This window comes from Mongoliitalea sp., from assembly GCF_054166905.1.
In genome coordinates, this window is record NZ_JBSZCK010000011.1 from 27096 (window position 1) to 52406 (window position 25311).

The following is a 25311-nucleotide window of genomic DNA, read 5'->3' on the forward strand; positions in this document are numbered from 1 at the left end:
TTATCCCCTTTCCTCTATCCCCATGCTAATTCTTTTGATTTTCCTACTATTTCAGCAAGCGCCTACGTTGTCAGATAGTTTGAAAAAGGAAATTTATACTACCAAAGATCCAATAGTCAAAGCTGACATCTATTACCAAGTAGCCAAGGCCAACTATGCTATTGATCAGGACTTGTCTATAGCTTATGCTGACTCCGCTATCCGCTTGGCTGAAAAGCATGGGCTAGCTAAGGTAAAAGCAAATTCCTTGAATATAAAAGGTGTCTCATTTTTGATCAAATCTTCCTTTGACTCAGCCATGCAAACGCATATCAATGCGTTGAAAATACGGGAAAGCATACAGGACACCATTGGGCTTATGGAATCCCATCTCAATATCGGCAATATCCTGTACCGGACAGGTAACGGAAAAGATGCGGCACAACGCTATAAAAAATCTTTAGAGTATGCTTTGTTATCCGATAATCAACGAGCACTAGGCCTGCTTTACAATAATTTGGGGAGTTATTTTAAAGATTTATGGGCTGAAACAAATAATATTGAGGATTTAGACTCCGCAAAATATTACCTCGAAAAATCCATTTCTATTAAAACTTCATTACAGGATATTAGAGGGAGTATTAATACCATCAACCTGCTTGCAGAAGTTGCCCGAGAAAATAAAGATTATGTAACTGCTCAAAAACTGTTGACACAAGCACTAGAGTATTCAAATGGATTACAGAATTCCGAAATTCAAATTTCCCTGTTATATGAATTGGCTAGTTTCAATTTAGAAATAAATAATACAACACTAGCTCTGAGATACGCTCAACAAGCCATGGAATTGGCTAATAACATGAACTCACCTTATCAAATAGGTTCAGCTGCCGGAATTCTTTCCAGCGTCTACGAAAGCTTAGGGGATTACAAAAATGCAAATGAATATACCAAATTGAAATTGAATTCAGAGCAGAAACTCAATAATGAACAAACAAAGAAAATACGTGAGGAATTATTGATCAAATATGAGGCTGAGAAGAAAGAAGAACAGAATAAACGATTACTCCAAGAACAGCAACTTCTGGACATTAAAGTTGAGCGAAAAAATGAACTACTTCTGAGTGCAACAATTCTCTTTGTAATTCTGATTTTCGGTTGGGTTTTTCAAAAAAGAAAAAATAATCAACTGGCAGCAGCACATACGCAGACCACTGAGATTCTAAAAAAATTAGAAGCTAAAAACCTAGAAATTGCAGAAAAAACGCGGGAATTGGAACATTCAAATAACGCCTTGGTCCAGTCCAATAGAAGTAGACAATTACTGTTTTCTGTTCTGTCCCATGACCTCAAATCTCCTATTGCTTCCTTACAATCCCTTTTGGAATTGGAGAGTGGCCAACACATTTCACAAGAAGAATTCCATATAATCCTTCCTAAAATATCAGAGCAAATCAAAAGCGTAAGGGGATTAATGGAAAGTATACTCGAATGGGCGCATAGAGAACTGCATGAGTACTCAATGCCATATGTGGATGTGGCAGTACGGCCGTTGGTGCAGGAGATCATTGGTCAGTTTTCCATGAAAGCCCAAGAAAAAAATCTTCACCTAATCAATGATATTCCTGTAGATGTGATAATCTATACTGAAAAGGATAGATTGAATTTTATTATCAGGAATTTAATTTCAAATGCGATAAAATACACTCCTACAGGTGGAAGTATCCGTATACACTACGACAAGGAAGCTGGAGATAAAATCAAGATTACAGACACTGGATTAGGAATGGAAAAAGATAAGCTAGAGTCACTTTTTGCAGGACGGATCGTGTCCAAACTTGGTACGATTGGAGAAAAAGGTTCTGGTATAGGCTTATTACTTTGTAAGGAGTTTGCATACAATCTAGGGGCAATGCTTGAAGTCATCAGTCAGGTCAACAAAGGCACCACTTTCTCTATCCAATGGAAAAAATAAACCCCTCCAATAACTAACAAAATAGCTATATTATACCATATCAGAGAGGCCAAATAAATTCTTCTGTAGGTATTGAGTTCCGAGAGTGTAATGTGTGAATCCTAAGAGAAATCAGGGTAGTCCTTCTTTCTAGACATTTTCCTTCATTCAACTAAAATCGTTTATAGAAATATAAATATCAACTTCCGCATCATTCCAATTCACATTTCTTTCATCATAAATTTCAAAATCAAATCCAAATTTTCTAGGAATGGCTGAATTCCAAATCTGATTCCAAACTTCTGAAATGCAAGTTGGTAGTTGTCCTTTTGCTACTTCTTGATGATACTTTTGATTAGGAATGATTAACTCATCCAATCCCTCAGGTTTATTGGCATGAAATTCTACCGGACAACCGATAAAATAAGAAAATTTTCCTTGCTCGTCGTGTTCATAATCGTAATAAACAGCATAAATAGCCTCAGAAATTTTATCAGGGATTAAAGAGCTTACTTTATTTTCTTCAAAATACTGCCATAAATCACCACAATCCTTTGAAGATTGACCTTGCTCATTGCTTGTTTTTTTGCTGAGTTTGAGCCCAATTAATCGGAAACTTTCCATCACTTATGATTTTTACTTGATAAGAACTGCTTCAATAATCGCTCCTCTTTGACTATTCCATAGATGATCAATACTATAATCCCGCCTATAGAAACAGCTCCTGAAACCTGAATATAGGTATAAAATCCGTGTGAGAAATATTCTTTGAAGTAAGGCAATAGTAAACTGTACCCGATGATATAAGTAATCACACATACAGGAGTGATCAGATAGTTGACAATCCGCCGAGTACCATAATATTTTTTAAGATAGGCATGATAGGATTTGTAGTCCATGGATACAAGTCGACGTTCTTTTCTATAGATAGAAAGTAATTCAATGATCACTCTAAGTACCAAACTCGAAATCATCATAAACAAACCTAAATTAAAGCTGTTCCATTGCTTGAAGGCATATAACCATGCATACATGCTTAATACCAGCACCGTAAACACCAACACTGTAATGCTGATGTATTGTCCTGTTCGCTGTTTTTTAGCTTTTAGCAGGATATCGGTGGGCGTAAATGATAACATTTTCCCACCTTGCTGATTCCACAATTCTTGTAATTTATCGGATTCCATTTGTGATACAGTTTAGTAATGATTTTCGAATTCGGCTTAATCGGGTGCGCAATGTTCCATGCGCTAGCCCCACAGTTGAAGCGATGGTTTCTTGAGGTATATTTTCCAATTCCAATAAAATGAGCGTTTTGTTTTGCTCGCTCAATTGATCTATACAGGCATACATTTTTTCGATGGTTTCTGCTTCATCATTGACTGGCTCATCTATGATGGATTCAGTCATAAGCTCACCTTTGATCCTCACCTGCTTTTTAAACCTTCGGATGTCACCCAAACAAATATTTGTCGCAATCCTATAAATCCATGTGTCCATAGAAGCGTCTCCTCTGAATGAATTGCTGTGATTCCAGACTTTGATGAATGTTTCCTGAAGCCACTCATTGGCAAGCGCTACATCTCCAGAAGAATAACCTAAGCATAATCGGTGGACTTTAGGTGCATAGGTGTAGTAAAGCTGGTTAAAGTCCTGTTCTGTCATTTCCTTGATGCTAAAATCTGCTGGATTTGATCTAAAAACCAATCGGGTTTATCTAACATGACAAAATGTGCACTATCTTCAGCGATCACAAGACTGTATTCTTTTAAGTTTGCATACTGATTGGTGTTTGTTTGTCTGACCATAGCTTCCCCATACGGGTTTGTTGCAGCAATAATAGTGACGGGAATTGATATGTCTTTCAATCCTTCTCTCATATCCATTTTCAAGTAATCAGTGTATCCGTAAACATAGGTTTTGCGGTCTGATTCTAATATCCATTTTTTAATTCTCTTTTGAGCATCTTCCTTAGTACTCATCCCTTTAGCCATAAAACTAGCCATTTGTTCAAAAGAGGCATCATCCATAGACAATTGTTGCTGATTATAAGGACTTTCGTAAGCTAAATTATCTGGATTAAAGTCAGGAAACATCAATGCGCCAGCTGCTGGCAAGGCATCAACCAAAATAAGTTGACCGAGGTTTAATTTTTGTTGAGTTGCAAGCCAAGTAGCTACGGTCCCCCCTAAACTATGCCCAATAATCGTGGCTCCTTGCAGGTCTTTGGATAGGATATATTCCTTAATGGACTCATTTATTTGGGGAAGCCAGGGAAATCCGATAGGCTCCTTACCGCCAAATCCTGCCAAAGTAATTACATGACATTCGTAGCTGCTTTCCAAAGCATTGACAACAGGCTCCCAAACCTCTCCCGGAACGGTAAATCCTGGAATAAATAAAATGGGTTGTCCATTCCCTGAAACCTCCACATGTATAGCTTGGGCATACAAATTGGCATAAGTGGAGAATTGATAAATAATACATGCAATTAAAATTACTGCGATCTTTTTCATGGCTTTTAAAGTTTAATTTGCCTTTTGATGCAGAAAAACAAAAATGTTACATGTAATGGGGATATTTTTTTCTAGGATTGGCGTTTTTAATTTTTAACCTCAAAATTCAACTGCCGGCCTTCCTGCAATGCTTTTTTATCCATATTGTAGCCAACAGCCATCCCAATGACCATACCGAATGGTAACCCTATCCCTAAAAAAGCAAGATTTCCAAGACTTAAGCCAATCGAAACCCCAAATGGTAATCCAAATGTGGTCATCCCTAAAACAAGCCATAAATTCCGGTAATAATTGATGGGAACAACTTTCATTTCTTTTTCAAGTTGCTTAAGGATAAGGCTCTGCTCCTGTTTGATAAGCTTTTTGAGTTGATTGCCTACAACTGTGGAAGCATTAATTTTATCTATACTCAGATTTACTAAACCAATGATGCTGGTAGGCAAATCTCTTGTCTTTAACTCGTTGAGAAGTTCTGAAAATTGGGTATAAACTTTTGCAAGCTTTTCATCCGGCGTACTATTTGAAATACCATTTAATTCTTTAAGATTCATGAATTCTAAGTTTTGTTCTTGGTTAGGTTTTTAAAGATACTAAACTTTGTATTTACTCTGCACCGCCTGCTGACCTCCAAGGTGCTGTTACCTGACGCTTTGTTAAAATCATAAATAGTCTATTAGATGTTTGTGGGAAAGGTACCAATAATTGCATTACTCCGATCAGAGTATTCTCGGAAGTAGAGAGAAAGTTGCTGATTTTAGAAACTGGTTGAATTCTTGACTATACTGCCTTTTTTAAAGAAAATTAAGGATCTAATTAACGTTTTTTAGGATTGCTAATTTCACTTTTTTAAATGAATTAAGGAAATTTATCCTATTAAATATTAACTTAATGATAGCTAAACCAACTTTTACCGAAAAACAAAAAATAAACCAAGTTTTCAGCTGTGGAATTCATCAGAGCTATAAAATTGGTTTTGAACAGAGTTTAAAGGCATTAAACAGTCTTCAGAAAAAAAGAAGACCTCTCCAAAAAAAATAATTTTATTTCAATAGTCTCAATGCTTCTTTTCTTACCTCTTCACTCGAATCATAGATAGCAATATTGGATAGTACAGATTGATTGGTTACTTTTCTGACAGCCTGTCTACGTATATCAGCATTTCTGTCTTGCAATGCTACAGTGGCTAAGGTGGACTGATTAGAAAGTTTTTCTACGGCTAATTTTCTTACCTCTTGATCCTTATCTTGTAGGGCAGCTGTAGCAATAACTGACTCATTGGAAACCTTTCTCAATGCTTTTCTACGGATATCCGCGTCTCGATCTTGTAAAGTCACTTGGGCAAGTACAGATTCATTAGAAATCAACTCTACTGCCAACTTTCTTACATCATCACTACGGTCATTTAAAGCGGCAGAGGCAATGACTGATTCATTGGTAATTCTTCGCAAAGCTAATTTCCTGACATCTGCATCTTTGTCATTCATAGCTACCGTACAAAGTGCATTTTCATTATCCAAACGCTCCACTGCTAATTTTCGAACTTCCTGATTTTTATCATTAAGGGCCACCGCTGCCAATACAGTCTCATTGCTTAATCTCCTCACCGCTGCCATCCGCACATTTGCATCCTTATCATTTAAAGCAACTGCGGCAAGAACAGATTGATTACTTATCTGATCAACTGCCATTAAACGAACCTCAGCATTTTTATCGTCCAATGCAACTTTGGACAACACAGCTTCATTGGCTTCCATGCTAGATTCATCAGCAGGATTATAGGCATAAATCTTCTTAGGTTTGGCGTTCATACACGAACCTAAAACCAACAGACACAAAAGATAAATAGGTAGCTTCTTCATAAAACAGTAGATAATCGTTTGAAAACAAGTTTTGATAAAAATAACGAAAAGACAAATAGGATAGTTGCAGAAAAATGGTGTATACAGGAATATGAAGTAAGAAGCGAGAGAAGAGAGTTCAAAAATAAAAGTGTGAAATATGCTAGCGCATAATAAATTGATATATACCTACACCTACAAGCCTAGCACAAGTATTTGTAAAATATTAGAGAAGTGTTGAATAGAAGATTATTCCATAAAAAAAGAGATGATCTACCTACATTAACAATTTAAGCCACTCGACCTGGTAATTTGAATCATCTCAGACATTATAATTTCTTCATTCCCAATTTCACATTTCCCCGCTGTTCATTGTTCATTGTGACAACTGTTCCCTTTCAACTTCTCCCACATATAGGTAAACTCTCCCAACATCATGGCTGTGGCTCCCCAGACGGTTTCTTGAGCAAGGTCGAAATAAGGGGCTTTCAGCAGGCCGGTAGAACTTCTCACAGTACCTACTTTTCGATTATTTTTATCGAGTAATTGATGGAAAGAACACTCAATAACCCGCTCAACTTCCAATGGATCTGGCTTAAACTCAGGAAGGCTTTCAGTAATCCCTATGTAAGGATAAACCATAAAATTACTCGGGGGTATATAAACTTCAGTTAAACTGCCCAATAATTGCACTTGAGAGCTATCTATACCTATCTCCTCCTCTGTTTCTCTGAGTGCTGTTTTGGCTAAGCTCCCATCACCTTCTTCAAATTTACCACCTGGAAATGCGATCTGCCCTGAATGTACTCCTTCATAAGTTGGTCGCTTGATAAATGGAACATAAGTACCATTGGGATGTGGATAAAAAAGCATTAAAACAGCCCCTTTGCGGTGATCTGAACGAATAGATGCTCTGTACTGCTCCTCATTCATCCTGCTTTGAGGTGCCATAGCCACTTGCCCTTCCCTTCCGGGCAACGGCATCGCCATCATTCGCTCTAATGTTTTTACTAACTCTTTAAATTCCATCATTCAAGATGCCTTAAGCTAAAAGAAGAAACCCGATTAAACGTCTATAGTTCAATCTCCAAAGAATAAAAATTACTACAAATCAATTCCTGGTAACTTCTTTTTCAGATACGCATCTTTTACGTATTGGTTGGTATGAAAGGGATTTGTAAACACTTTATAGCTATTATTCTCAGGTTCAATCATCCATATCACAGGACTAACCCCCTCTTCATCTTCAAACCATCCAGCTACCATCAAAATTTCAGGACTGACCCAAGCCGCATCTTCAAACCCACCAGAAGGACCTATAAACAAAAGTCGCTGACGCATGCCATTGGACTTAAAAAAGATCACTTCTGAATCAGGATTTAAACCAGGCTTGCCCTCTGCGGGGATGGCAACTTTATAGCTGTAAATATCCACGATACCCTCCCCTTCCGGATGCGGAATCAAATATGGATGAAAAGGATTCCCAGGGTTAATAAAATTTTCTTCTGGCCACTCCAACTCTTCAAAGGATTCCTCTCTATCCAATACAAATTGGTTGGCTTTGAAGTTGGAATATCGATTACTCCAAAATTGCTCCCAAGGGGCCATCAATTGCATACCGGTATCAAATAACTGCTGCAATTCTTCCTTCTCTAAAACCTTTCCTGCAATTACTTCTTCGGAAGTATTGGAGTCATTGCTGCATCCCGAGAGAGTGGCTAACAAAAGAAAAACAGGTATAACACTGGATTTCAAGTAAAAACGCATAGGTATGGACTTTCTGAACCACTAATCAAGCTAAAAATTGAGCAAAAAACAAAAAAGGTCGGAACAATGTGCCGACCTTTTTCTATCTCTCAAACCTATTAAACCTATTGTAGATATTCAGTGATTGAATAACATGCACGAAAGGTATAAAATCTTTTTTTTCTGCGCAAGCAATCGATTGCGAAAATTTTATTCGGTTAAAATTGTGCTTCTTCTGTACTGCCTTTCAAGGCAACTGTTGAAGATGTTCCAGACGTAACCACTTCTTGCACAGCATCAAAATAACCTGTTCCAACAAATGCCTGATGCTTGATTGCTTTGAAACCTGCTGACTGCAAGGCAAACTCTCTTTCCTGCAATTCGGAATATCCTGCCATACCCCTCTCTTTGTAGGCTTTGGATAGTTCAAACATAGAAGTATTCAATGCATGGAAACCTGCTAAGGTGATAAACTGGAATCGGTATCCCATCTCTGCCAAACTTTCTCTAAAAGTCAACATTTCAGACTTAGATAGGTGCGCAGCCCAGTTGAAAGAAGGAGAACAATTGTAAGCCAACATTTTACCCGGGTACTTCGCATGAATTGCTTCTGCAAATTCTCTCGCATATCCCAAATCTGGATTGGAAGTTTCCATCCAAATCAAATCACAGTAAGGGGCATACGAAAGTCCTCTATCAATTCCTTGTTCAATTCCATGATTTACTTCATAGAAACCTTCGGAAGTTCGCTTACCCGAGATAAATTTATGATCTCTCTCATCGATATCAGAAGTAATCAAGGTAGCAGCATCTGCATCCGTACGGGCAATCAATACTGTTGGTACCCCCATCACATCAGTTGCCAATCGAGCTGCAATCAATTTGTTGATCGCTTCCTGTGTGGGCACTAATACCTTGCCGCCTAGGTGTCCACATTTTTTGGCAGAAGAAAGCTGATCCTCAAAGTGAACCCCCGAAGCACCTGCCTCTATCATCATCTTCATCAATTCAAATGCATTCAAATTTCCTCCAAATCCAGCTTCTGCATCTGCCACAATTGGAACCAGGTAATGCAAGTCCTCCTTGTCCGTCAAGCCTTGAATCTGATCCGCTCTCAACAAAGCATTGTTGATACGCTTGACTACCGCCGGAACAGAGTCCGCAGGGTATAAACTTTGGTCAGGATACATTTGCCCTGCTAAGTTGGCATCGGCAGCCACTTGCCAACCTGATAGATAGATGGCTTCTAAGCCAGCTTGAACTTCCTGTACAGCCTGATTTCCTGTCAAAGCACCGAGACCAGCAATAAATGGCTGCGTGGTCAACTTATTCCATAACCTTTCAGCTCCCATACGGGCAATGGAATATTCTAACTGATAATTGCCTGCCAGGTTCACCACATCCATACCTGAATATGTTCTTGTAATTCCAGCCCAGCGTGGGTTTTCTGCCCAATCTTTTTCAATGGCAAGTGCGCGTTCGATTTTGTTCGTTTTCATTTGTTTTATGGTTGTATTGTTTGGTTGTTGTTTTAAACTTTTAGATGCGAGAAGCGAGAGTTTAGAAACGAGAAGCGAGAAATGAGATGTGATATTGCCTGCCGGTAGTTAGGAGTTTAAAAACAAGAAACAAGAGACAAAGCTTATCCCAAGAATCAGAGAATCAGGAGAATTCAATCTTTCAATCCTCATTCTTCATTCCTCACTCCTAATTCTTCATTCCTAATTCTTCATTCTTCATTCTTCATTCCCATCTGTTTACTCGAGCAACTGATACGCCGGCAGTGTCAGAAAGTCGATGAAGGTCTTGCCGAGCACTAGTTTGTCCATCAGCATAGCAGCTTTTTGGAGGTTTTCGGAGCTGGCTCTTGGTTCGCCTAGAAGCTCTTTGATCTTTTCGATCTCATGATGCTTCAATTCTTGATATAATTCATCAGTGATGCGCTGTCCATTACTCATTTTTGCACGGTGGCGGATCCATTGCCACAATTGGGCACGACTAATCTCGGCGGTAGCTGCATCTTCCATCAAATTGTACAAGGCTGCTGCGCCTACTCCATTTAGCCAACTTTCTATGTAAAGAATTCCTACATTGATATTGGTGCGCACCCCTTCCTCGGTGATGCTGCTTTCCGGAATCCGAACATCCAACAAATCCTTGTTTTCCAAGCCAGAATCCATCAAAGGCTTGTTTTTTTGATTGCAATGTCCTGGATCGAAGGCCCGGGTAAACACATCCTTAGCAATATCAACCAAGAACGGATGTGCTACCCAGGTACCGTCGTAACCCAAACCTGCTTCTCTTTCTTTATCTATCTTAACTTTTTCTCTTGCAATGGTATTTATAGATTCATCTTTGGCAGGAATAAAGGCTGACATACCACCAATGGCATGTGCACCTCTCTTATGACAGATTTCTACCAACAGGGTGGCATAAGCCTTCATAAAAGGCACTCCCATAGTAATCTGACTTCTATCCGGTAAGACAAAATCTTCGTGATTCCTGAATTTTTTGATCACACTGAAAATGTAATCCCATCTACCGGCATTTAATGCTACAATATGATCCTTCAATTCGAAAAGGATTTGATCCATCTCTAAGGCTCCGAAAATTGTTTCAATTAAAACGGTACTTTTGATAGTTTTTTGAGGAATACCCAAATAATCCTGAGCAGCAACGAACACTTCATTCCACAACCGTGCCTCCAAATGACTTTCCAACTTAGGAAGGTAGAAGTATGGACCTGAACCACGATTAATCAATTCCTCCGCATTGTGGAAAAAGAATAATCCAAAATCCACCAACGACGCACTCAGCGGCTCTCCATTGATTTGTAAATGCTTCTCTTCCAAATGCCATCCTCTTGGTCTTACTTTCAAAACTGCATGATCTTCGTTCAATTGGTAGGTTTTTCCATTATCGGCAGTAAAATCAATTTGACTTCTGACAGCATCATACAAATTCGCCTGACCTTCAATCATATTGATCCATGTTGGAGATGATGCATCTTCAAAATCAGCCATAAACACCTTGGAACCAGAATTCAAGGCATTGATTACCATCTTTCGATCTACCGGACCTGTTATTTCCACCCTTCTATCCTCTAGATCGGCTGGCACAGCGGCTATTTTCCAATCCCCATTCGTAGATGGAATTTCCTCTAGAATCTGGTTTAACTCTCCCCTGTCCAACCGCTCTTGAATACGCTGCCTCTTTACCAAAATAGAGTAGCGTTTTTCCCGAAACTTCAATTCTAAATAGGCTAAAAACTCCAAGGCTTCCGGCGATAGGATGTGCTCGCAACTAGCAGGTATTTCTCCCAATACTTCTAGCTTTAAATTATCGGTTACTGCAATGGTCATGTTGATCTTGGTTAAAATGTTTCGATGATGTAAACCTACAAAAACGAATTTAAATATAAAAGCGAAATTTCGCTTTTTTTATTTTTTATTTTATTCACCTTTTTTCGTCAAAAGAAAAAACACGCTAAAACAGCTGTTATTTCAAGAAATCAACCTATATTCATTTATTGATAGGAAAACCCGATTTAACATCACCCACTAAAACCCATGAAAGAAGAAAATATACGTATCATATTTGGACTCAAGCTCAAACAGTTACGAAAAGAAAAGAATATGTCCCTTCAAGATCTATCTGACAAAAGTGGGATTTCTATTTCTTACCTAAATGAGATTGAAAAATCCAAAAAATATCCAAAAGCAGACAAAGTATTTAAACTTGCAGCCGCCTTAGATGTGGAGTACGACTACCTTGTTTCCCTGCAATTGGAGGACAAAATGAAGCCAATATCGGATCTCTTACACTCCAATATTTTGTCGGAATTACCTTTAGACATCTTTGGGATTGACCCTAGTACCCTGATCGAATTGCTTTCCGATACCCCCACCAAGCTAAACGCATTTATCATTACGATGATGGACATTAGCCGGGCATATGATGTGAGTTTGGAAGAGTTTTTCCTTTCTTCCTTACGAGCCTATCAAGAAATGCATGACAATTATTTCCCAGAGATCGAACAGCAAGTCAAGGCTTGTAAATCCCAATTCAATTTACCCCTTCATCCAAATACTCAGCAGCTCACTGAGATATTGGAAAAAGAATTCGGATATAAAGTTGTCTTCTATGATTTTGAAAAAGAAGTAGGATTGGCCAAGACAAGGAGCTTATTGCTTCCGGGTAAAGCGCCTAAATTTCTATTGAACCCCAACCTGACTGAAAACCAACAGATTTTTGCCTTGGGAAGGGAATTAGGGTATGCATATCTTAATCTTAAAAACCGACCTTACTCATCCTCTTGGATTACGGTCAATTCCTTCGAAGAAGTGTTACAGCACTTTCAAGCAAGCTATTTTAGCTGTGCAATTCTATTGGATGAAAAGGAATTCACCAAGGACTTGGAAAAATTCTTTAGCCACCCAGAGTTGGACCATGAACTGCTCTTGAGTTTGATTGAAAAATATAATGTGACCCCAGAAACACTTGTATATAGAATAACGAATCTACTTCCAAAACACTTCGGTTTGAAAGAACTCTTTTTCCTTCGAATCAGTAAAAACCTGCCAACTGGAAATTTTTCCTTGGATAAAGAGTTGCATCTTTCTGGTATTCACCATCCCCATGCTTCCAAACAGAAAGAGGATTATTGCAGAAGATGGGTTTCTGCCACGATATTCGACGATTTTGCCAAAAGCCGTGCACCAAGAATTGGAAAGGCACAATATTCTTTTTACCCAGATGGACAATCCTACTTTGTTTTTGCTTTGGCCTACCAATCAGGGCTGAAGCGTCAGGAACAAATCAGTATTTCCTTCGGTCTGAAGGTCAACAGTACATTTAAGCGCAAAGCAAAATTCCACAATGATCCCGATATACAACTCAAACATGTGGGAACTACCTGTCAGACTTGTCCGGTAGAAAATTGTGAAGTGCGTGTTTCCCCTCCTATCAAATTGCAGAAAATGCAATCCAAATTGGAGAAAGAACGAAAACTTGCCCGGGTAAAAGAACAATTTCAATGAACCGAGATCAAATCAAACTTGCAGCAGAGCGCATTGCCGAGTGCTATCACACCTACATCACTACCTTCAACGAACTGACTGCACTTGCACGCCAGTTCTTTGTAGATAAGGATTGGTTAAGCATGCAGCAAAACCATAAACGTAGGCTACGCCTTTACAAAGACCAAGTGGAAGCGACCAAACTACTATTGCAAGGTTTTGTCAAAGATGTTGCGCTGGAAAGGGATTTTTGGAAAGAAACTAAATCCTATTATTCCTGGATTATTACCGAACGTAAAGACAAAGAACTTGCCGAAACCTTTTTCAATTCGGTGATCCGGAAAATCTACCCCATGCAAGGCATTGAAAAAGATTTGATGTTTGTTTTTGAAGGTTACGATACCTGTGATTTCCATTCCAGTGAAAAACTCTTTTACACCTATCCACCAGAATGGGGACTACAAAAAATCATCCGAAGCATCATCCAGGATTTTGATTTTGGTGTGCGCTACATGGACAAAGAAGGTGACATTCAATTGCTGGTTAGAGCAGTTCGAGAAGTGATTCTCACCCGATATCAAGCCAACAAAGATACCATCACACAGGTTTGGAAAAATGTATTTTACCGTAATAAAGCTGCTTACTTGATCGGAAGAACCAAGGTTGGTGGTAAGTGGATGCCTTTTATCATTCCATTTTTGAATGGACCCAAAGGCATCTATGTGGACACCTTGATTTTTGATCCGCTGACCATGTCTTCCCTTTTTGGGTTTACACGTTCTTATTTTATGGTAGAGGCAAATATTCCCTCTCAGTTAGTGGCTTTCTTGAATTCTGTTATTTCTCAAAAGAAAATTCACGAACTCTACAATTCCATCGGATTCAATAAACATGGTAAAACAGAGTTTTACCGAGATTTTCTGATCCATTTGGAGCGTAGCAATGATATGTTGGTCGAAGCAGAGGGGATTAAGGGGATGGTTATGGAAGTATTCACGCTCCCATCCTACAACATCGTGTTTAAGATGGTCAAAGACTATTTTGAGCCACCCAAAACTATGACCCGTCAAGAAGTACGTGAAAAATATAAATTGGTCAGTGTACATGACCGGGTGGGACGAATGGCAGATACGCATGAATTTGAATATTTTCATTTTCCACTTAATCGGGTAGATCCAACACTCCTCAAAACCCTAAGAGCAACAGTCAACTCTCTGCTAACGATAACCGATACAGAAATCATTATCAAGCACTTGTATACAGAGCGAAGAATGATTCCTTTAAATATTTACCTTGAAAACTGTAGTTACGAAGAAGCAAAAGTTGCCGTAGAAGAATATGGGTATTCGATCTTACAATTAGCGCAAGCCAATATTTTCCCTGGAGATATGATGACCAAAAACTTTGGCGTCACCCGTCAAAAACGCGTGGTATTTTATGATTATGATGAAATAGAGTTTTTGACGGAGATGAATTTTCGATGGAAACCAAAGCCAGAAACTTACGAGCAAATTTATGCTGCTGCACCATGGTACACCATTGCTCCCAACGATGTTTTTCCCGAAGACTTCAAGCGTTTTATGATAGGCAGAGAGGATGTGAAACAGCATTTTTGGGAATATCATAAAAATCTTTTTAATCCTGATTACTGGAAGGGAATTCAAGAAAAAATAAAAAAAGGGGAGCTGCTACACGCATTCCCCTATCCAAAAGAAATTCGATTCAGGCCTGATGAAGATGCTTAATTCAAATTTGTTAAATTACCCTTGCAGAATAGAAGAAGAACTATCGTGGTAAAAAACTTACTAGAAGCATTCCTCACATGATATTACTGTATATTTATCACTTAGCTACCCAAATATCCTTCATGGACTTCCCATTGATTTGAAGAACGAAGCGGGTAGGATTTGGGACTAGCACTAAACGCACATCCATTTTGTCAAATTGTTCTGATTCCAAAGGGACTCCTTGAGCACCTTTCACCTCATAAGTCACCTGACCTTTCGCATCGGCCTTCATAGGCTCGTAGCTATTAGCCAAATAAGCTGAAGGAAGTAAAACTTCATTATCAGATTTTAATTGCGCGTAGATTTTATCTAAAGCTTCTTCCAATTCATCTCCATAATCATCATTGAAGTCATCCTCCAAATCATGTAATTCCTCTTCAATATCATCATACGCTTCATCTGCATAGGACAATTTGCTCAATTCTATTCTCTTCTCAACGATCGTAGTTAAATCTTGGTCAAGTTTTTTAAAATCCATCTGTATAGGTGCTAATTCTGTCACGAAGGTAAATATTCTGATAAGTCAAACCAAGATTCTTTCAAATATTCCTCAATCGCTATCCTTTTCATAAAAGTAAGTTTTGGATATCGGTTTTCATATGTAATTTGGCATCCGCTATGTTAGCTTCACCAAAATAACTCATTATAGCATGCAGAATTATGCCAATCACACCCGATATTACCCATTCCATCATTTCATTGTGACCCCATTAACCCTACTCTATCTTGGGTGGAGTGTGCATGGCCTAGTGGATGTCTGGGGAACCGATGCTCAATCTCATGCACTATTCCATGTGTTGGGTGCTTTCATTATTCTGCTACTCCCCTTGCTAGCGAGAATCTATGCCTTAAAGAACCAAGACCGCATCATCCGGTTGGAAATGCGTCAACAATATTTCGAATTGACTGGAAAAAGTTTCCAAGAATACGAACGTAAATTACGCATGAGTCAGATTGTGGCGCTGAGATTTGCGGGAAATGGGGAGCTCATTACATTGCTTGAAAAAACTGTAAAAGAAGATCTTCGAAGCAAAGAAATCAAAAAACACATTAAACAATGGAAGGAGGACACCAAACGTGTATAAGATTATTCTATCCATAGGTATATTCATGGTGGCTTTTTCTATGGCATCAGCCCAAAACGATTTAGAAAAACTAGCTGAGCAATTGGCTCAGGCCCAATTGGATGCTTACAACAACAGGGACTTGGATGCTTTTCTTATCCCCTATGCGGATGATGTAAAAGTCTTTGAATTCCCCGACCAATTACAATACATAGGTAAGGAACGCATGGCAGAAATCTACGGACGCATGTTTGTACGGACTCCTGATTTGCACTGCCATCTAGTTCACCGAATGGTCATGGGAAATACCGTAATCGATCAGGAATTAGTCACTATAGATAAAAACCAACCACCTATGCGCGCTATTGCGATTTACAAAATCGCCAATAAAAAGATTGCAGAAGTGTACTTTATTTATGATAGAAATTAAGTCAGCAACTGTTACGGATATCTCTATAATCCAGTCCATTGCGGAGGAAACTTGGCCAATCACATTTGGAGAAATTCTCAGTAGTGAACAAATTCGGTACATGCTGGATTGGATGTATAGCACCGAAATGCTCCAAAGGCAACTGGAACAAGAAGGGCATGTGTTTTTACTTGCTTGGGATAGTGAATTAGGCGAAGCTCTTGGCTTTGCTGGAGTTCAACATGGTCTTAAAAATCAACTAACAAAAATCCATAAATTATATATCCGTCCTAGCCAACAAGGAAGGGGAATTGGTAAAAAACTTATTCAATCCATACAGAAAATGGCTTGTATGGCCTGTGACCGATCTCTTGTTCTAAACGTAAATAAGTACAATTTGCAGGCAATTAAATTTTATGAGTATATTGGTTTTAAAGAAATCGACCAAGAAGTGATCAACATAGGAAATGGCTATGTCATGGATGACTTTGTTTTGGAATTGCCACTCGTTTGCTAAGATGAAATTATTTAATCATGAAAAAACCTAACCCTAACAATATTCCAGGTATCTTTAATTACTGCAACCGCTGGTGTGAGCGTTGCACGTTTTCGGATAGGTGTACACTCTATCAGCAAGAGCAAGAAGAATGGCCCGATGAAAATGCCGATATGAATGAGGATGCATTTTGGGATAAGCTTAAAGGGAATCTGGAAAACTCCATTGAAATGCTTCAAGAATTGGCTGAGGAGCAAGGAATAGATCTAAACGAGGTCACTGAAGAAGAACAAGAAGAAGCCTACCATGATATGCAGGTGAATGAATTAAAGGTCAACATGAATCCATTGACTGAATTGGCAGGATCGTATTTGGATCTTTGTTTAGCATGGGGTAAAAATGAAGAAATTTGGGATTCTTTGCACATGCACATACAGCTTCAAGAATCCAAGAAAATCAATGAGTTAGAAGCCATTCGGGATGAAAGTATGGAAGTTATCCAATGGTATATGACCATGATTTCGGCCAAAACCTATACTGCGCTTAGCTCCAAGGAAGAAGCAGACTTTTGGGATCAGTACCCTGTAGAAGAGCGCCACTATAATGGGGTAGGAAAATTATTATTGGTTTGTATCAAAGACTCTCTGGAAGCATGGGAAAACTTGTCTGGATTATTCCCCCAAAAGCCTGATGCATTAGTGCAAGCCATGGATATTTTACATACTATGGAAAAACAAATCCGAGAACAATTTCCTGATGCAGAGCTTTTTAAAAGACCTGGATTCGATTGGTAAAAAATTAATTTCAAGTCTTTAGAAGACTTGTTTTAGTGTTTCTTGAATCGGTTTAACCGAACCAAATGCTTACTTAGTCCTAATTTTGTATGCTACTGAGCAAACTTGAGATAAAAGGTTTTAAAAGTTTTGGAGACCGCATGGTCATCCATTTTGATAAGGGAATTACTGGTGTGGTTGGGCCAAATGGTTGCGGTAAATCCAATGTGGTAGATGCCATTCGCTGGGTGTTAGGGGAGCAAAAAACCCGAATGCTTCGTTCGGATAAGATGGAAAATGTAATTTTCAATGGTACCAAAAACCGTAAGCCCACCAATATGGCGGAGGTTTCACTGACCTTTGAAAACACCAAAAACCTTCTCCCTACAGAATACACTCATGTTACCATCACAAGAAGGTATTACCGAAGTGGTGAAAGCGAATATCTACTGAACGGTGTGGCATGTCGCTTGAAGGATATCACCAATCTCTTTATGGATACCGGTATCAATTCCAACAGTTATGCCATCATTGAATTAAAAATGATTGATGAGTTGTTGAATGACAAAAATAACTCCAGAAGAGATCTTTTTGAAGAAGCTGCGGGAATCTCTAAATTCAAAACTCGCAAAAAAGAAACCTTGCGAAAATTGGAAGACACCGATGCAGACTTAGACCGGGTTGAAGACATTTTGTATGAAATCGAAAAAAACCTCAAAAGTTTAGAAAAACAGGCTAAACAAACTGCTAAGTACTTCGAAATCAAGGCTGAATACAAAGAAGCAAGCATTAATCTTGCAAAAAAATCGGTACAAAAATATCAAGAGCAGTTGATCGAACTCCACGGAAAAATCGTTGGGGAAAATGACCGGAAATTGGGTATTCAATCTCAAATTGTGTCTTTAGAGGCCAGGTTGGAGCAATTGAAGGCTGATTTAATCCTTAAAGAAAAACTACTTTCCAGCAGACAAAAAACACTCAACGAGCACGTGAATAAAATCCGGCAGTTTGAGAGTGATAAGAAAATCAAAAATGAACGCTTGCGATTCCTCGAAGACCGTGCACAGAAACTTCGGGAACAAATCGATGCAGACCGTAAGTCAAACGATCGGGCAGGATTTAGTATCCGTTCTCTAGAGCAAGAGCGGGAATCTTCTGAAAAACAGCTAGCTGAAAAAACACTTATCATCAAGGAACTTAAGCAAAATTACGAAGAGCAGAAAAGCATACAGCAGCAAATCCAAGAGCAACAACGAGAAAGTTCGAGAGTGCATAGCACCAAAAAAGAGCGCGTGTATCAGCTCTCCAAAGAACAGGAAATCAAACAAATACAGCTATCAACCCTCAAACAGGAATTAGAAAAAACAGCTGTAGATGATAATACCCAAGAAAGTAGCTTATTGGAATTTGAAGATAAAATCCAATACCTTAAAGAGCAATTGGATGCAGGCCTGGAGAAGCTTCAGGGCCTTAAGTCAAAGGAAGAAGAACAACTTCAGAAGATTGAAGAAGGCAATCGGGTGATGGACATGATACGGGAAGAAGTCACACAGATTTCTCGTAAGCTTGATGCCAAACAAAATGAGTTTAACCTCACCAAGTCTTTGGTTGAGAATCTAGAAGGTTTCCCTGAAGCCATCAAATTCCTTAAGAAAAACTCCAATTGGGCCAAGGAAACTCCCCTACTCTCTGATGTATTAACCACAGATGAGCGGTATCGAGTGACTGTTGAAAACTACTTGGAAACCTACATGAATTACTATGTAGTCGACACCGAGGAGCAGGCAATTGCAGCGGTCAACTTGCTCAGTGATGCTGCCAAAGGAAAAGCCAATTTCTTTGTGCTGGAGCATTTCAAAAACTTTCATCCATCTCAAACAAAGCTTTTTGCCAATGCGATTCCAGCCACCGAAATCATCGAATATGATGAGAAATATGCGAAGCTGATCGCCTTTATTTTGGATGATGTGTATATCGTCAAAGGTGATCATAAGGATTTTCCTGTAGGGCAAGAGGCCGTATTCATTTCTGAAAGCGGAAAATACACCAAGCGCAAATTCAGTATCAGTGGCGGATCCGTTGGACTATTCGAGGGGAAACGTATCGGGCGTGTCAAGAATTTGGAAAAACTTGAAAAAGAAATCAAGGAGCTTAACAAAAAGTTGAGTTCTGTACGTGCAAATCTCGACGATAAGGTAAGTGACATGATCAAGATCAAAGAGATTTCCTACAGAGTAAGTATAGAAACGCTCCAAACAGAAATCAACGAGATCAATCAACAATACATCTCCGTCCGAACCAAAAAGGAGCAGTTAGCAGAATTGCTCAATTCCAATGCAAATAAGCGCGAAGACATCTTGGAGAGAATCGAAAACTTGGAAATCAGCTTGGCGACGATTACTCCTGATTTGGTAGATGAACAGGCGGCCTTGGAGGAGTTGACTTATACATTAGAAGAGTTGGAAATTCAATTAACCGAAGAATCAGCAAGATTATCCGAAAAGTCCAACAACTTCAACCAAGAAAATATTCTCTACCATCAGCAACTCAATAAGGTCAACAGCTTAACTCAGGAAATTGAGTTTAAGCAAACTGCTTTTGAATACAGTAAAGAGCGTATAGAAAAGTCACAGATGGAGTTGAGTCAAATAGATTCCGAAATCAAAGGGCTTTTGGATAACAATGAGGTCAAAGATGATGAATTGATCGAATTATATGCTGAAAAAGAAAGCATAGAACAAGGGGTAGTCGAAGCGGAAAAAGATTATTATGCATGTAGAGGCGATATAGACTTAGTGGATAAGCAAATCCGTGAGCTACAAAAAAGTAAAGAAAACTTCGATTCACTCATTCACCAGTTGGAGCAAAGCATGAATGAGGTCAAGCTTAAATTGGCAAGCATGAAAGAACGGTTGGAGGTGGAATTTGAAATTGATCTCGAAAAACTTATGGAAGAAAATCCTGAGGTTTCAGAGGCTTTTCTGGAGATTTCTGAAGGTGATCTTCGCCAATTGGTCAGCAAAAACAGGGAGCGATTGGAAAAAATCGGCCCTATTAACCCAATGGCCATGGAAGCTTACGACGAAATCAAGGAACGGCACACATTTATCACAGCACAACGGGATGATTTATTGGTAGCAAAAGCATCCTTGGTGGAGACTATCGAAGAAATTGAGCAAGTCGCCCAAGAAACCTTTTTAAATGCCTTCGCAGCCATCAAAGAAAACTTTATAAAAGTCTTCAGATCCTTATTCACAGAAGAAGATCAATGCGATTTGATTTTGGTGGATCCCGATAGGCCTTTGGATAGCAGCATAGAGATTATTGCCAAGCCAAAAGGGAAACGTCCTCTGACGATCAATCAATTATCAGGAGGTGAAAAAACTTTGACTGCAACTTCTTTATTATTTGCTATTTACCTTTTAAAACCTGCCCCATTCTGTATTTTCGATGAGGTCGATGCACCTTTGGATGATGCCAATATTGACAAGTTCAATAACATTATTCAAAACTTCTCCAAAGAATCCCAATTCATCATCGTTACTCACAATAAACGGACAATGGCGAGTACGGATATCATTTATGGCATCACGATGATTGAAGCAGGCGTATCTCGGGTAGTCCCTGTTGATTTGAGAGAATTAACTTAAACTAACAATTCATTTACTGAAATCTTTGAAATGTAATAAAAGTTAAGTAGATTAAAAAAATTATAAGATGTTCATCTTAAAGTTATTTTTATGAACTTAACATCTTCAAAGGATTCTGACTACAAGCGCTTACAGTTAGAAAACAAATTATTAAAAGTATGGATGGAGCACAGCCAGAAAGCTCCAGATCAAGGTTTTAATAATTGGTGGGAATCGACAATTCCTGAGGTTTGCAAATATTTAGGCTTAGCGGCCTTTTGCATATTAGATTGTGATCTTGAGGCACACATATGTGAACATTTGATAGGCTGGTTTCCCGATAGAGTATTTGACAGCCAAAAATTTTTAACCAATAGGCCGGCAGAACCATTACTGTTTGATGTAGAGAAAGACACCTTGACTTTCGATCAGTTAATCCAACTAGAAGATAAAAGTTTATTTGTAGCAATGCTTCAAAGCATGGGGATGACCCATGTGATCATAAAAAAAATAGATAACCATAGAATCACGCTTCTTGGACTCGCATTTGAAGCTACTATTCCAAGCGATGAAAACCTTAAATTAATTGAAATACTTAATAGTACCTATCGTAACCTCCATGATAAAATAAGCAAAGAGTTGGTAAAACATGAACAATTAATTGGACTTCAATGTCTCAATAAATTGGCAAGTATTGGCGAAGAAACATCCCTTACAATTGACGGATATCTTGAAAAAATCATTAATCTAATACCGTCTGGATTTACCAACTCTGATAATATACATGTAACTGTAGAGTTTGAAGGAAATAAATACCATACTGATAAAGAACATGATTGTAATTTTTTCATTCAAGAAAAATTCACATCAGTGTTTATTGGAGAATTAACTATTAAGATCAGTCGAAACTTCTCCTTTCAGGAAGATGAACGTTTTTTTCTTGATACCCTTACCAAGAATATTGGGCATAGACTTATTAAGAAAAAAAGTATTCAAGCGCTTCAGCAAAGCGAACTGAGGCTTAAAAATCTTCTAAACTCTCAAACAAATTATTTCCTGCGAACTAATTTAGAGGGAAGACATATTTATTGGAATAAAACCTTTGAAGATGCTTTTGGTTGGATCTACGAAGGTATTCCTTTTGATAAGCATTATGCATTAACATCTATTGCTGAATATCATCATCAGCGAACGATTGATACAGTTGAAAAATGCATCAAACATCCTCAAGAAATTTTCCAAGTCGAATTGGATAAGCCTAAGTATACGGGGGGTACACGCACCACGCTATGGGAATTTGTTTGTCTATTGGATGAGTTTGGAAATCCTTATGAAATCCAATGCATGGGGATTGATATTACCAATAGGAAACAAGCTGAAATTGAGTTAGCAACGAGTGAATTTAAATACCGGTTTCTTTTTGACCACTCGCCTAATGGAGTATTGCTGATAAAAGACGGGAAGTTCATCGAATGTAATTTGGCTACCTTACAAATGCTTGGGGCAGAAAAAGATTATGTCATTGGAAAAACTCCTGCTGAAATTTCTCCAGAATATCAACCTAATGGAAATAGATCCAGTGATTTAGAACAAGTACTGCTGAATCTAACCAATAAAGGAGAAGAGCAATCCTTTGAATGGATTCATTTAAGAAAAGATGGAGATTCTTTAATTGTGAACATTTTCATCTCTAAACTTTCGATTGAAAGTGAGGAGATGATTTTTGTTGTTTGGGATGATATCACAGAAAAGAAAGCTTCTGAAGAGAAGTTAAGAAAGCTTTCCTTGGCCGTTGAGCAGAACCCTTTAAGTATTATCATAACAAATTTGGAAGGTAATATTGAATACGCCAATACGTCCACATTTAGTGTAACTGGCTATTCACCGGAAGAACTAATAGGGAAAAACCCTCGCATCCTAAAATCGGGTTTGACTCCTAATGATCAACATGAACAACTTTGGAGCAATATCACTCAAGGTGACTTATGGCAGGGACTGCTATATAACCGAAAGAAATCTGGAGAGATTTATACAGAAAAAGCTACTATTAGTCCCATCAAAGATGAAAAGGGGAAAATAACACATTACATAGCCATTAAAGAAGATATCACTGAAAAACTCAAAACTGAACATGATCTTGCTTTAAGTGAGGAGCGGTTTCGGCAGATTGCTGAATATAGCCAAACTGTAATCTGGGAAGTGGATTTAAATGGCTTATATACCTACATTTCTCCAGTTGCTAAAACAGTATTTGGTTATGAACCTGAGGAGCTGACCGGTAAAAAGCATTTTTTTGATTTACATCCAGAAAATTTACAAGAAGACTTCAAAGAATTAGCACTACAGTTAGTGGAATCAGGTTCGATTATCAAAGATTTTGAAAATCCAATTCAAAAAAAAGACGGAGAGGTTATTTGGGTTTCTACCAATGCCACTCCAATATTGGGTCAAAATAAAGAAATTATTGGGTACAGGGGTTCTGACAGTAATATTACCGAGAGAAAAATTGCAGAAGAGCAATTGAAGGAGCAAAATGATCGGTTAAATGCAATTATCTCTGCTAATCCGGACTTGATTTTCATTTTGGACCATAATGAAAAGATTATATCCTACTATGCAAATAGTGAAGAAGATCTTTTGATTCCAGCAGATCAAATCATAAATTCTGACCTTTTGACAATTTTCGGTGAAGAGGGAAGATTGATTCATGCTATACCCTTAAAGAAATGCATTCAAAGTCAAAGACGAGTCACATACGAATATGATTTGCAGTTTAATGATAAACCAGAGTTTTACGAATCCAGGATGGTTCCACTATCTAACAATAGGGTTCTTGCATTCATCAGAAATATCTCAGATCGCGTAAAGGCAGAAAAAGGGCTGATCGAATTGAACATGCTGTTGGAAGAACGAGTAATTGAGCGTACGCAGGAACTGGATGAAGCTAGGAAAGAAGCTGAAAATGCCAATTTAGCTAAAAGTGAGTTCCTATCACGAATGAGTCATGAGCTCAGAACTCCCATGAACTCCATATTAGGTTTTGCTCAGCTGATGGAAATGGGAGAACTGTCCGAAAAACAATCTAAAAGCATTTCACAAATCCTAAAAAGTGGCAGGCATCTACTCGATCTAATCAATGAAATATTGGACATTGCAAAAATAGATGCTGGCAAGATTTCTCTCTCTTTAGAGCCGGTTCAGATCCGTCCGGTATTAGTCGAAATGATGGATACCGTATCGCCACTTGCCATGAAAAATCAAATAGATGTTGAGTTTATGGAATGCGGGGAATTTGACTCTTACATCTATGCAGATAAACAGCGATTGAAACAGATCTTACTTAATTTAATCAATAATGCCATTAAATATAACCATCCTAATGGAAAAGTTTGGGTAGGTTGCCAAAAACTCATAGATGAGTTTGGAAAAGAACGGATAAAGATAAGTATAAAAGATAATGGCTTTGGAATCGCCAGAGAAGATTTTGAACGTATTTTTAATCCTTTTGAGCGGGCAAATACAGGAAATGTAGATATTGAAGGTACAGGTCTAGGACTTGCTGTGGTTAAAAAACTTACTGAAGTCATGAATGGTACTATAGGTATTGAGAGTGAATTGGGAAGTGGAAGCGTTTTTACCATAGAGTTTGAGAAAGTCAAATGTCAAGAAATGCATCAACAATTAATCTCCAACCCTGAGGATGTTGAAAAATTTAAGAAAGAAACACCACCTGCAACAGTCTTATACATAGAAGATAACTCAGCTAATCTGGAATTGATAGACACTATCCTTCAATCAACCAGGCCATCCCTTCAACTCATTTCCACCATTTATGGTAAGCATGCGGTACAGTTGGCAAAAGAATATAGACCTCAATTGATTTTATTAGACCTAAATCTTCCCGATATTCATGGTAGGGAAGTCATCAAAGAATTAAAATCCGACATGGCAACTATGGGAGTCCCTGTCATTATCGTCAGTGCAGATGCCACCGATGCGCAAATTCAACAGCTTCTTTCACTTGGCGCTCTTGCTTATTTAACAAAACCAATAGATATTCAACTTTTGTTACTACACATAGATCAAGTTATCAACTTTTAAG

Annotated in this window: 20 protein-coding genes; 9 read left to right on the top strand and 11 right to left on the bottom strand. The window is 38.4% G+C overall.

Translation table 11 applies throughout. From position 1 onward, the window contains the following. The first annotated feature begins 22 nt into the window (after nt 1-22). The gene (locus tag ACXIUD_RS02385) at nt 23-1954 is read left to right on the top strand and encodes a tetratricopeptide repeat-containing sensor histidine kinase (RefSeq protein ID WP_458051011.1); all 1932 of its coding nucleotides are present in this window, start codon (nt 23-25) and stop codon (nt 1952-1954) included. Nucleotides 1955-2101: 147 nt separating this feature from the next. On the opposite strand, the gene ACXIUD_RS02390 is transcribed toward ACXIUD_RS02385, so the two are convergent. From ACXIUD_RS02390 to aceB, 10 genes are all read right to left on the bottom strand, one after another. After that, complete coding sequence (locus ACXIUD_RS02390) at nt 2102-2557, bottom strand: GyrI-like domain-containing protein (RefSeq protein ID WP_458051012.1); 456 nt, start codon at nt 2555-2557, stop codon at nt 2102-2104. Continuing rightward, nucleotides 2557-3120, bottom strand: coding sequence for a hypothetical protein (locus tag ACXIUD_RS02395; protein ID WP_458051013.1), 564 nt, complete (start codon nt 3118-3120; stop codon nt 2557-2559). The genes ACXIUD_RS02390 and ACXIUD_RS02395 overlap by 1 nt, the downstream gene beginning before the upstream one ends. Further along, entirely contained in the window at nt 3107-3598 is a 492-nt protein-coding gene (locus ACXIUD_RS02400) for an RNA polymerase sigma factor (protein WP_458051014.1), read from the bottom strand. Before ACXIUD_RS02400 ends, ACXIUD_RS02395 begins: the two co-directional genes overlap by 14 nt. Further along, complete coding sequence (locus tag ACXIUD_RS02405) at nt 3595-4449, bottom strand: alpha/beta fold hydrolase (protein ID WP_458051015.1); 855 nt, start codon at nt 4447-4449, stop codon at nt 3595-3597. Before ACXIUD_RS02405 ends, ACXIUD_RS02400 begins: the two co-directional genes overlap by 4 nt. 86 nt (nt 4450-4535) lie before the next feature. Further along, complete coding sequence (locus ACXIUD_RS02410) at nt 4536-5000, bottom strand: hypothetical protein (protein WP_458051016.1); 465 nt, start codon at nt 4998-5000, stop codon at nt 4536-4538. Between the two features lie 489 nt (nt 5001-5489). Next, nucleotides 5490-6308, bottom strand: coding sequence for a hypothetical protein (locus ACXIUD_RS02415; protein ID WP_458051017.1), 819 nt, complete (start codon nt 6306-6308; stop codon nt 5490-5492). 348 nt (nt 6309-6656) lie between these two features. After that, on the bottom strand, nt 6657-7319 hold the full coding sequence (locus tag ACXIUD_RS02420; RefSeq protein ID WP_458051018.1) for an NUDIX hydrolase: 663 nt from the start codon (nt 7317-7319) through the stop codon (nt 6657-6659). 72 nt (nt 7320-7391) lie between these two features. Continuing rightward, entirely contained in the window at nt 7392-8054 is a 663-nt protein-coding gene (locus tag ACXIUD_RS02425) for a bifunctional isocitrate dehydrogenase kinase/phosphatase (RefSeq protein ID WP_458051019.1), read from the bottom strand. Between the two features lie 197 nt (nt 8055-8251). Beyond that, the gene (gene aceA, locus ACXIUD_RS02430) at nt 8252-9532 is read right to left on the bottom strand and encodes an isocitrate lyase (RefSeq protein WP_458051020.1); all 1281 of its coding nucleotides are present in this window, start codon (nt 9530-9532) and stop codon (nt 8252-8254) included. A gap of 258 nt (nt 9533-9790) precedes the next feature. Then, nucleotides 9791-11395 (bottom strand): malate synthase A, encoded by a 1605-nt coding sequence (gene aceB / locus ACXIUD_RS02435; protein ID WP_458051021.1) that lies wholly within the window; start codon nt 11393-11395, stop codon nt 9791-9793. A gap of 207 nt (nt 11396-11602) precedes the next feature. Here aceB and ACXIUD_RS02440 point away from each other — a divergent pair, with 207 nt between their 5' ends. Continuing rightward, nucleotides 11603-13072: a helix-turn-helix domain-containing protein gene (locus ACXIUD_RS02440; RefSeq protein WP_458051022.1), complete on the top strand. Its 1470-nt coding sequence runs from the start codon at nt 11603-11605 to the stop codon at nt 13070-13072. Beyond that, nucleotides 13069-14796 carry a bifunctional isocitrate dehydrogenase kinase/phosphatase gene (gene aceK, locus ACXIUD_RS02445; protein ID WP_458051023.1) on the top strand — a complete coding sequence of 576 codons (1728 nt, stop codon included), beginning with the start codon at nt 13069-13071 and terminating at the stop codon, nt 14794-14796. Before ACXIUD_RS02440 ends, aceK begins: the two co-directional genes overlap by 4 nt. A 97-nt stretch (nt 14797-14893) precedes the next feature. Here aceK and ACXIUD_RS02450 read toward each other — a convergent pair whose 3' ends face one another. Continuing rightward, nucleotides 14894-15316 (bottom strand): hypothetical protein, encoded by a 423-nt coding sequence (locus tag ACXIUD_RS02450; RefSeq protein WP_458051191.1) that lies wholly within the window; start codon nt 15314-15316, stop codon nt 14894-14896. 172 nt (nt 15317-15488) lie between these two features. Between ACXIUD_RS02450 and ACXIUD_RS02455 the strand changes: the two genes are divergently transcribed. From ACXIUD_RS02455 to ACXIUD_RS02480, 6 genes are all read left to right on the top strand, one after another. After that, nucleotides 15489-15923: a DUF6526 family protein gene (locus ACXIUD_RS02455; protein WP_458051024.1), complete on the top strand. Its 435-nt coding sequence runs from the start codon at nt 15489-15491 to the stop codon at nt 15921-15923. Further along, nucleotides 15916-16332, top strand: a complete 417-nt coding sequence (locus tag ACXIUD_RS02460) for a nuclear transport factor 2 family protein (protein ID WP_458051025.1) — start codon at nt 15916-15918, stop codon at nt 16330-16332. Before ACXIUD_RS02455 ends, ACXIUD_RS02460 begins: the two co-directional genes overlap by 8 nt. After that, entirely contained in the window at nt 16319-16828 is a 510-nt protein-coding gene (locus tag ACXIUD_RS02465) for an N-acetyltransferase family protein (protein WP_458051026.1), read from the top strand. The genes ACXIUD_RS02460 and ACXIUD_RS02465 overlap by 14 nt, the downstream gene beginning before the upstream one ends. Before the next feature lie 17 nt (nt 16829-16845). After that, nucleotides 16846-17601, top strand: a complete 756-nt coding sequence (locus ACXIUD_RS02470; protein ID WP_458051027.1) for a hypothetical protein — start codon at nt 16846-16848, stop codon at nt 17599-17601. 89 nt (nt 17602-17690) lie between these two features. Continuing rightward, the gene (smc, locus tag ACXIUD_RS02475; protein ID WP_458051028.1) at nt 17691-21230 is read left to right on the top strand and encodes a chromosome segregation protein SMC; all 3540 of its coding nucleotides are present in this window, start codon (nt 17691-17693) and stop codon (nt 21228-21230) included. Between the two features lie 90 nt (nt 21231-21320). After that, nucleotides 21321-25310, top strand: coding sequence for a PAS domain S-box protein (locus tag ACXIUD_RS02480; protein WP_458051029.1), 3990 nt, complete (start codon nt 21321-21323; stop codon nt 25308-25310). The last annotated feature ends 1 nt before the right edge of the window (nt 25311 follow it).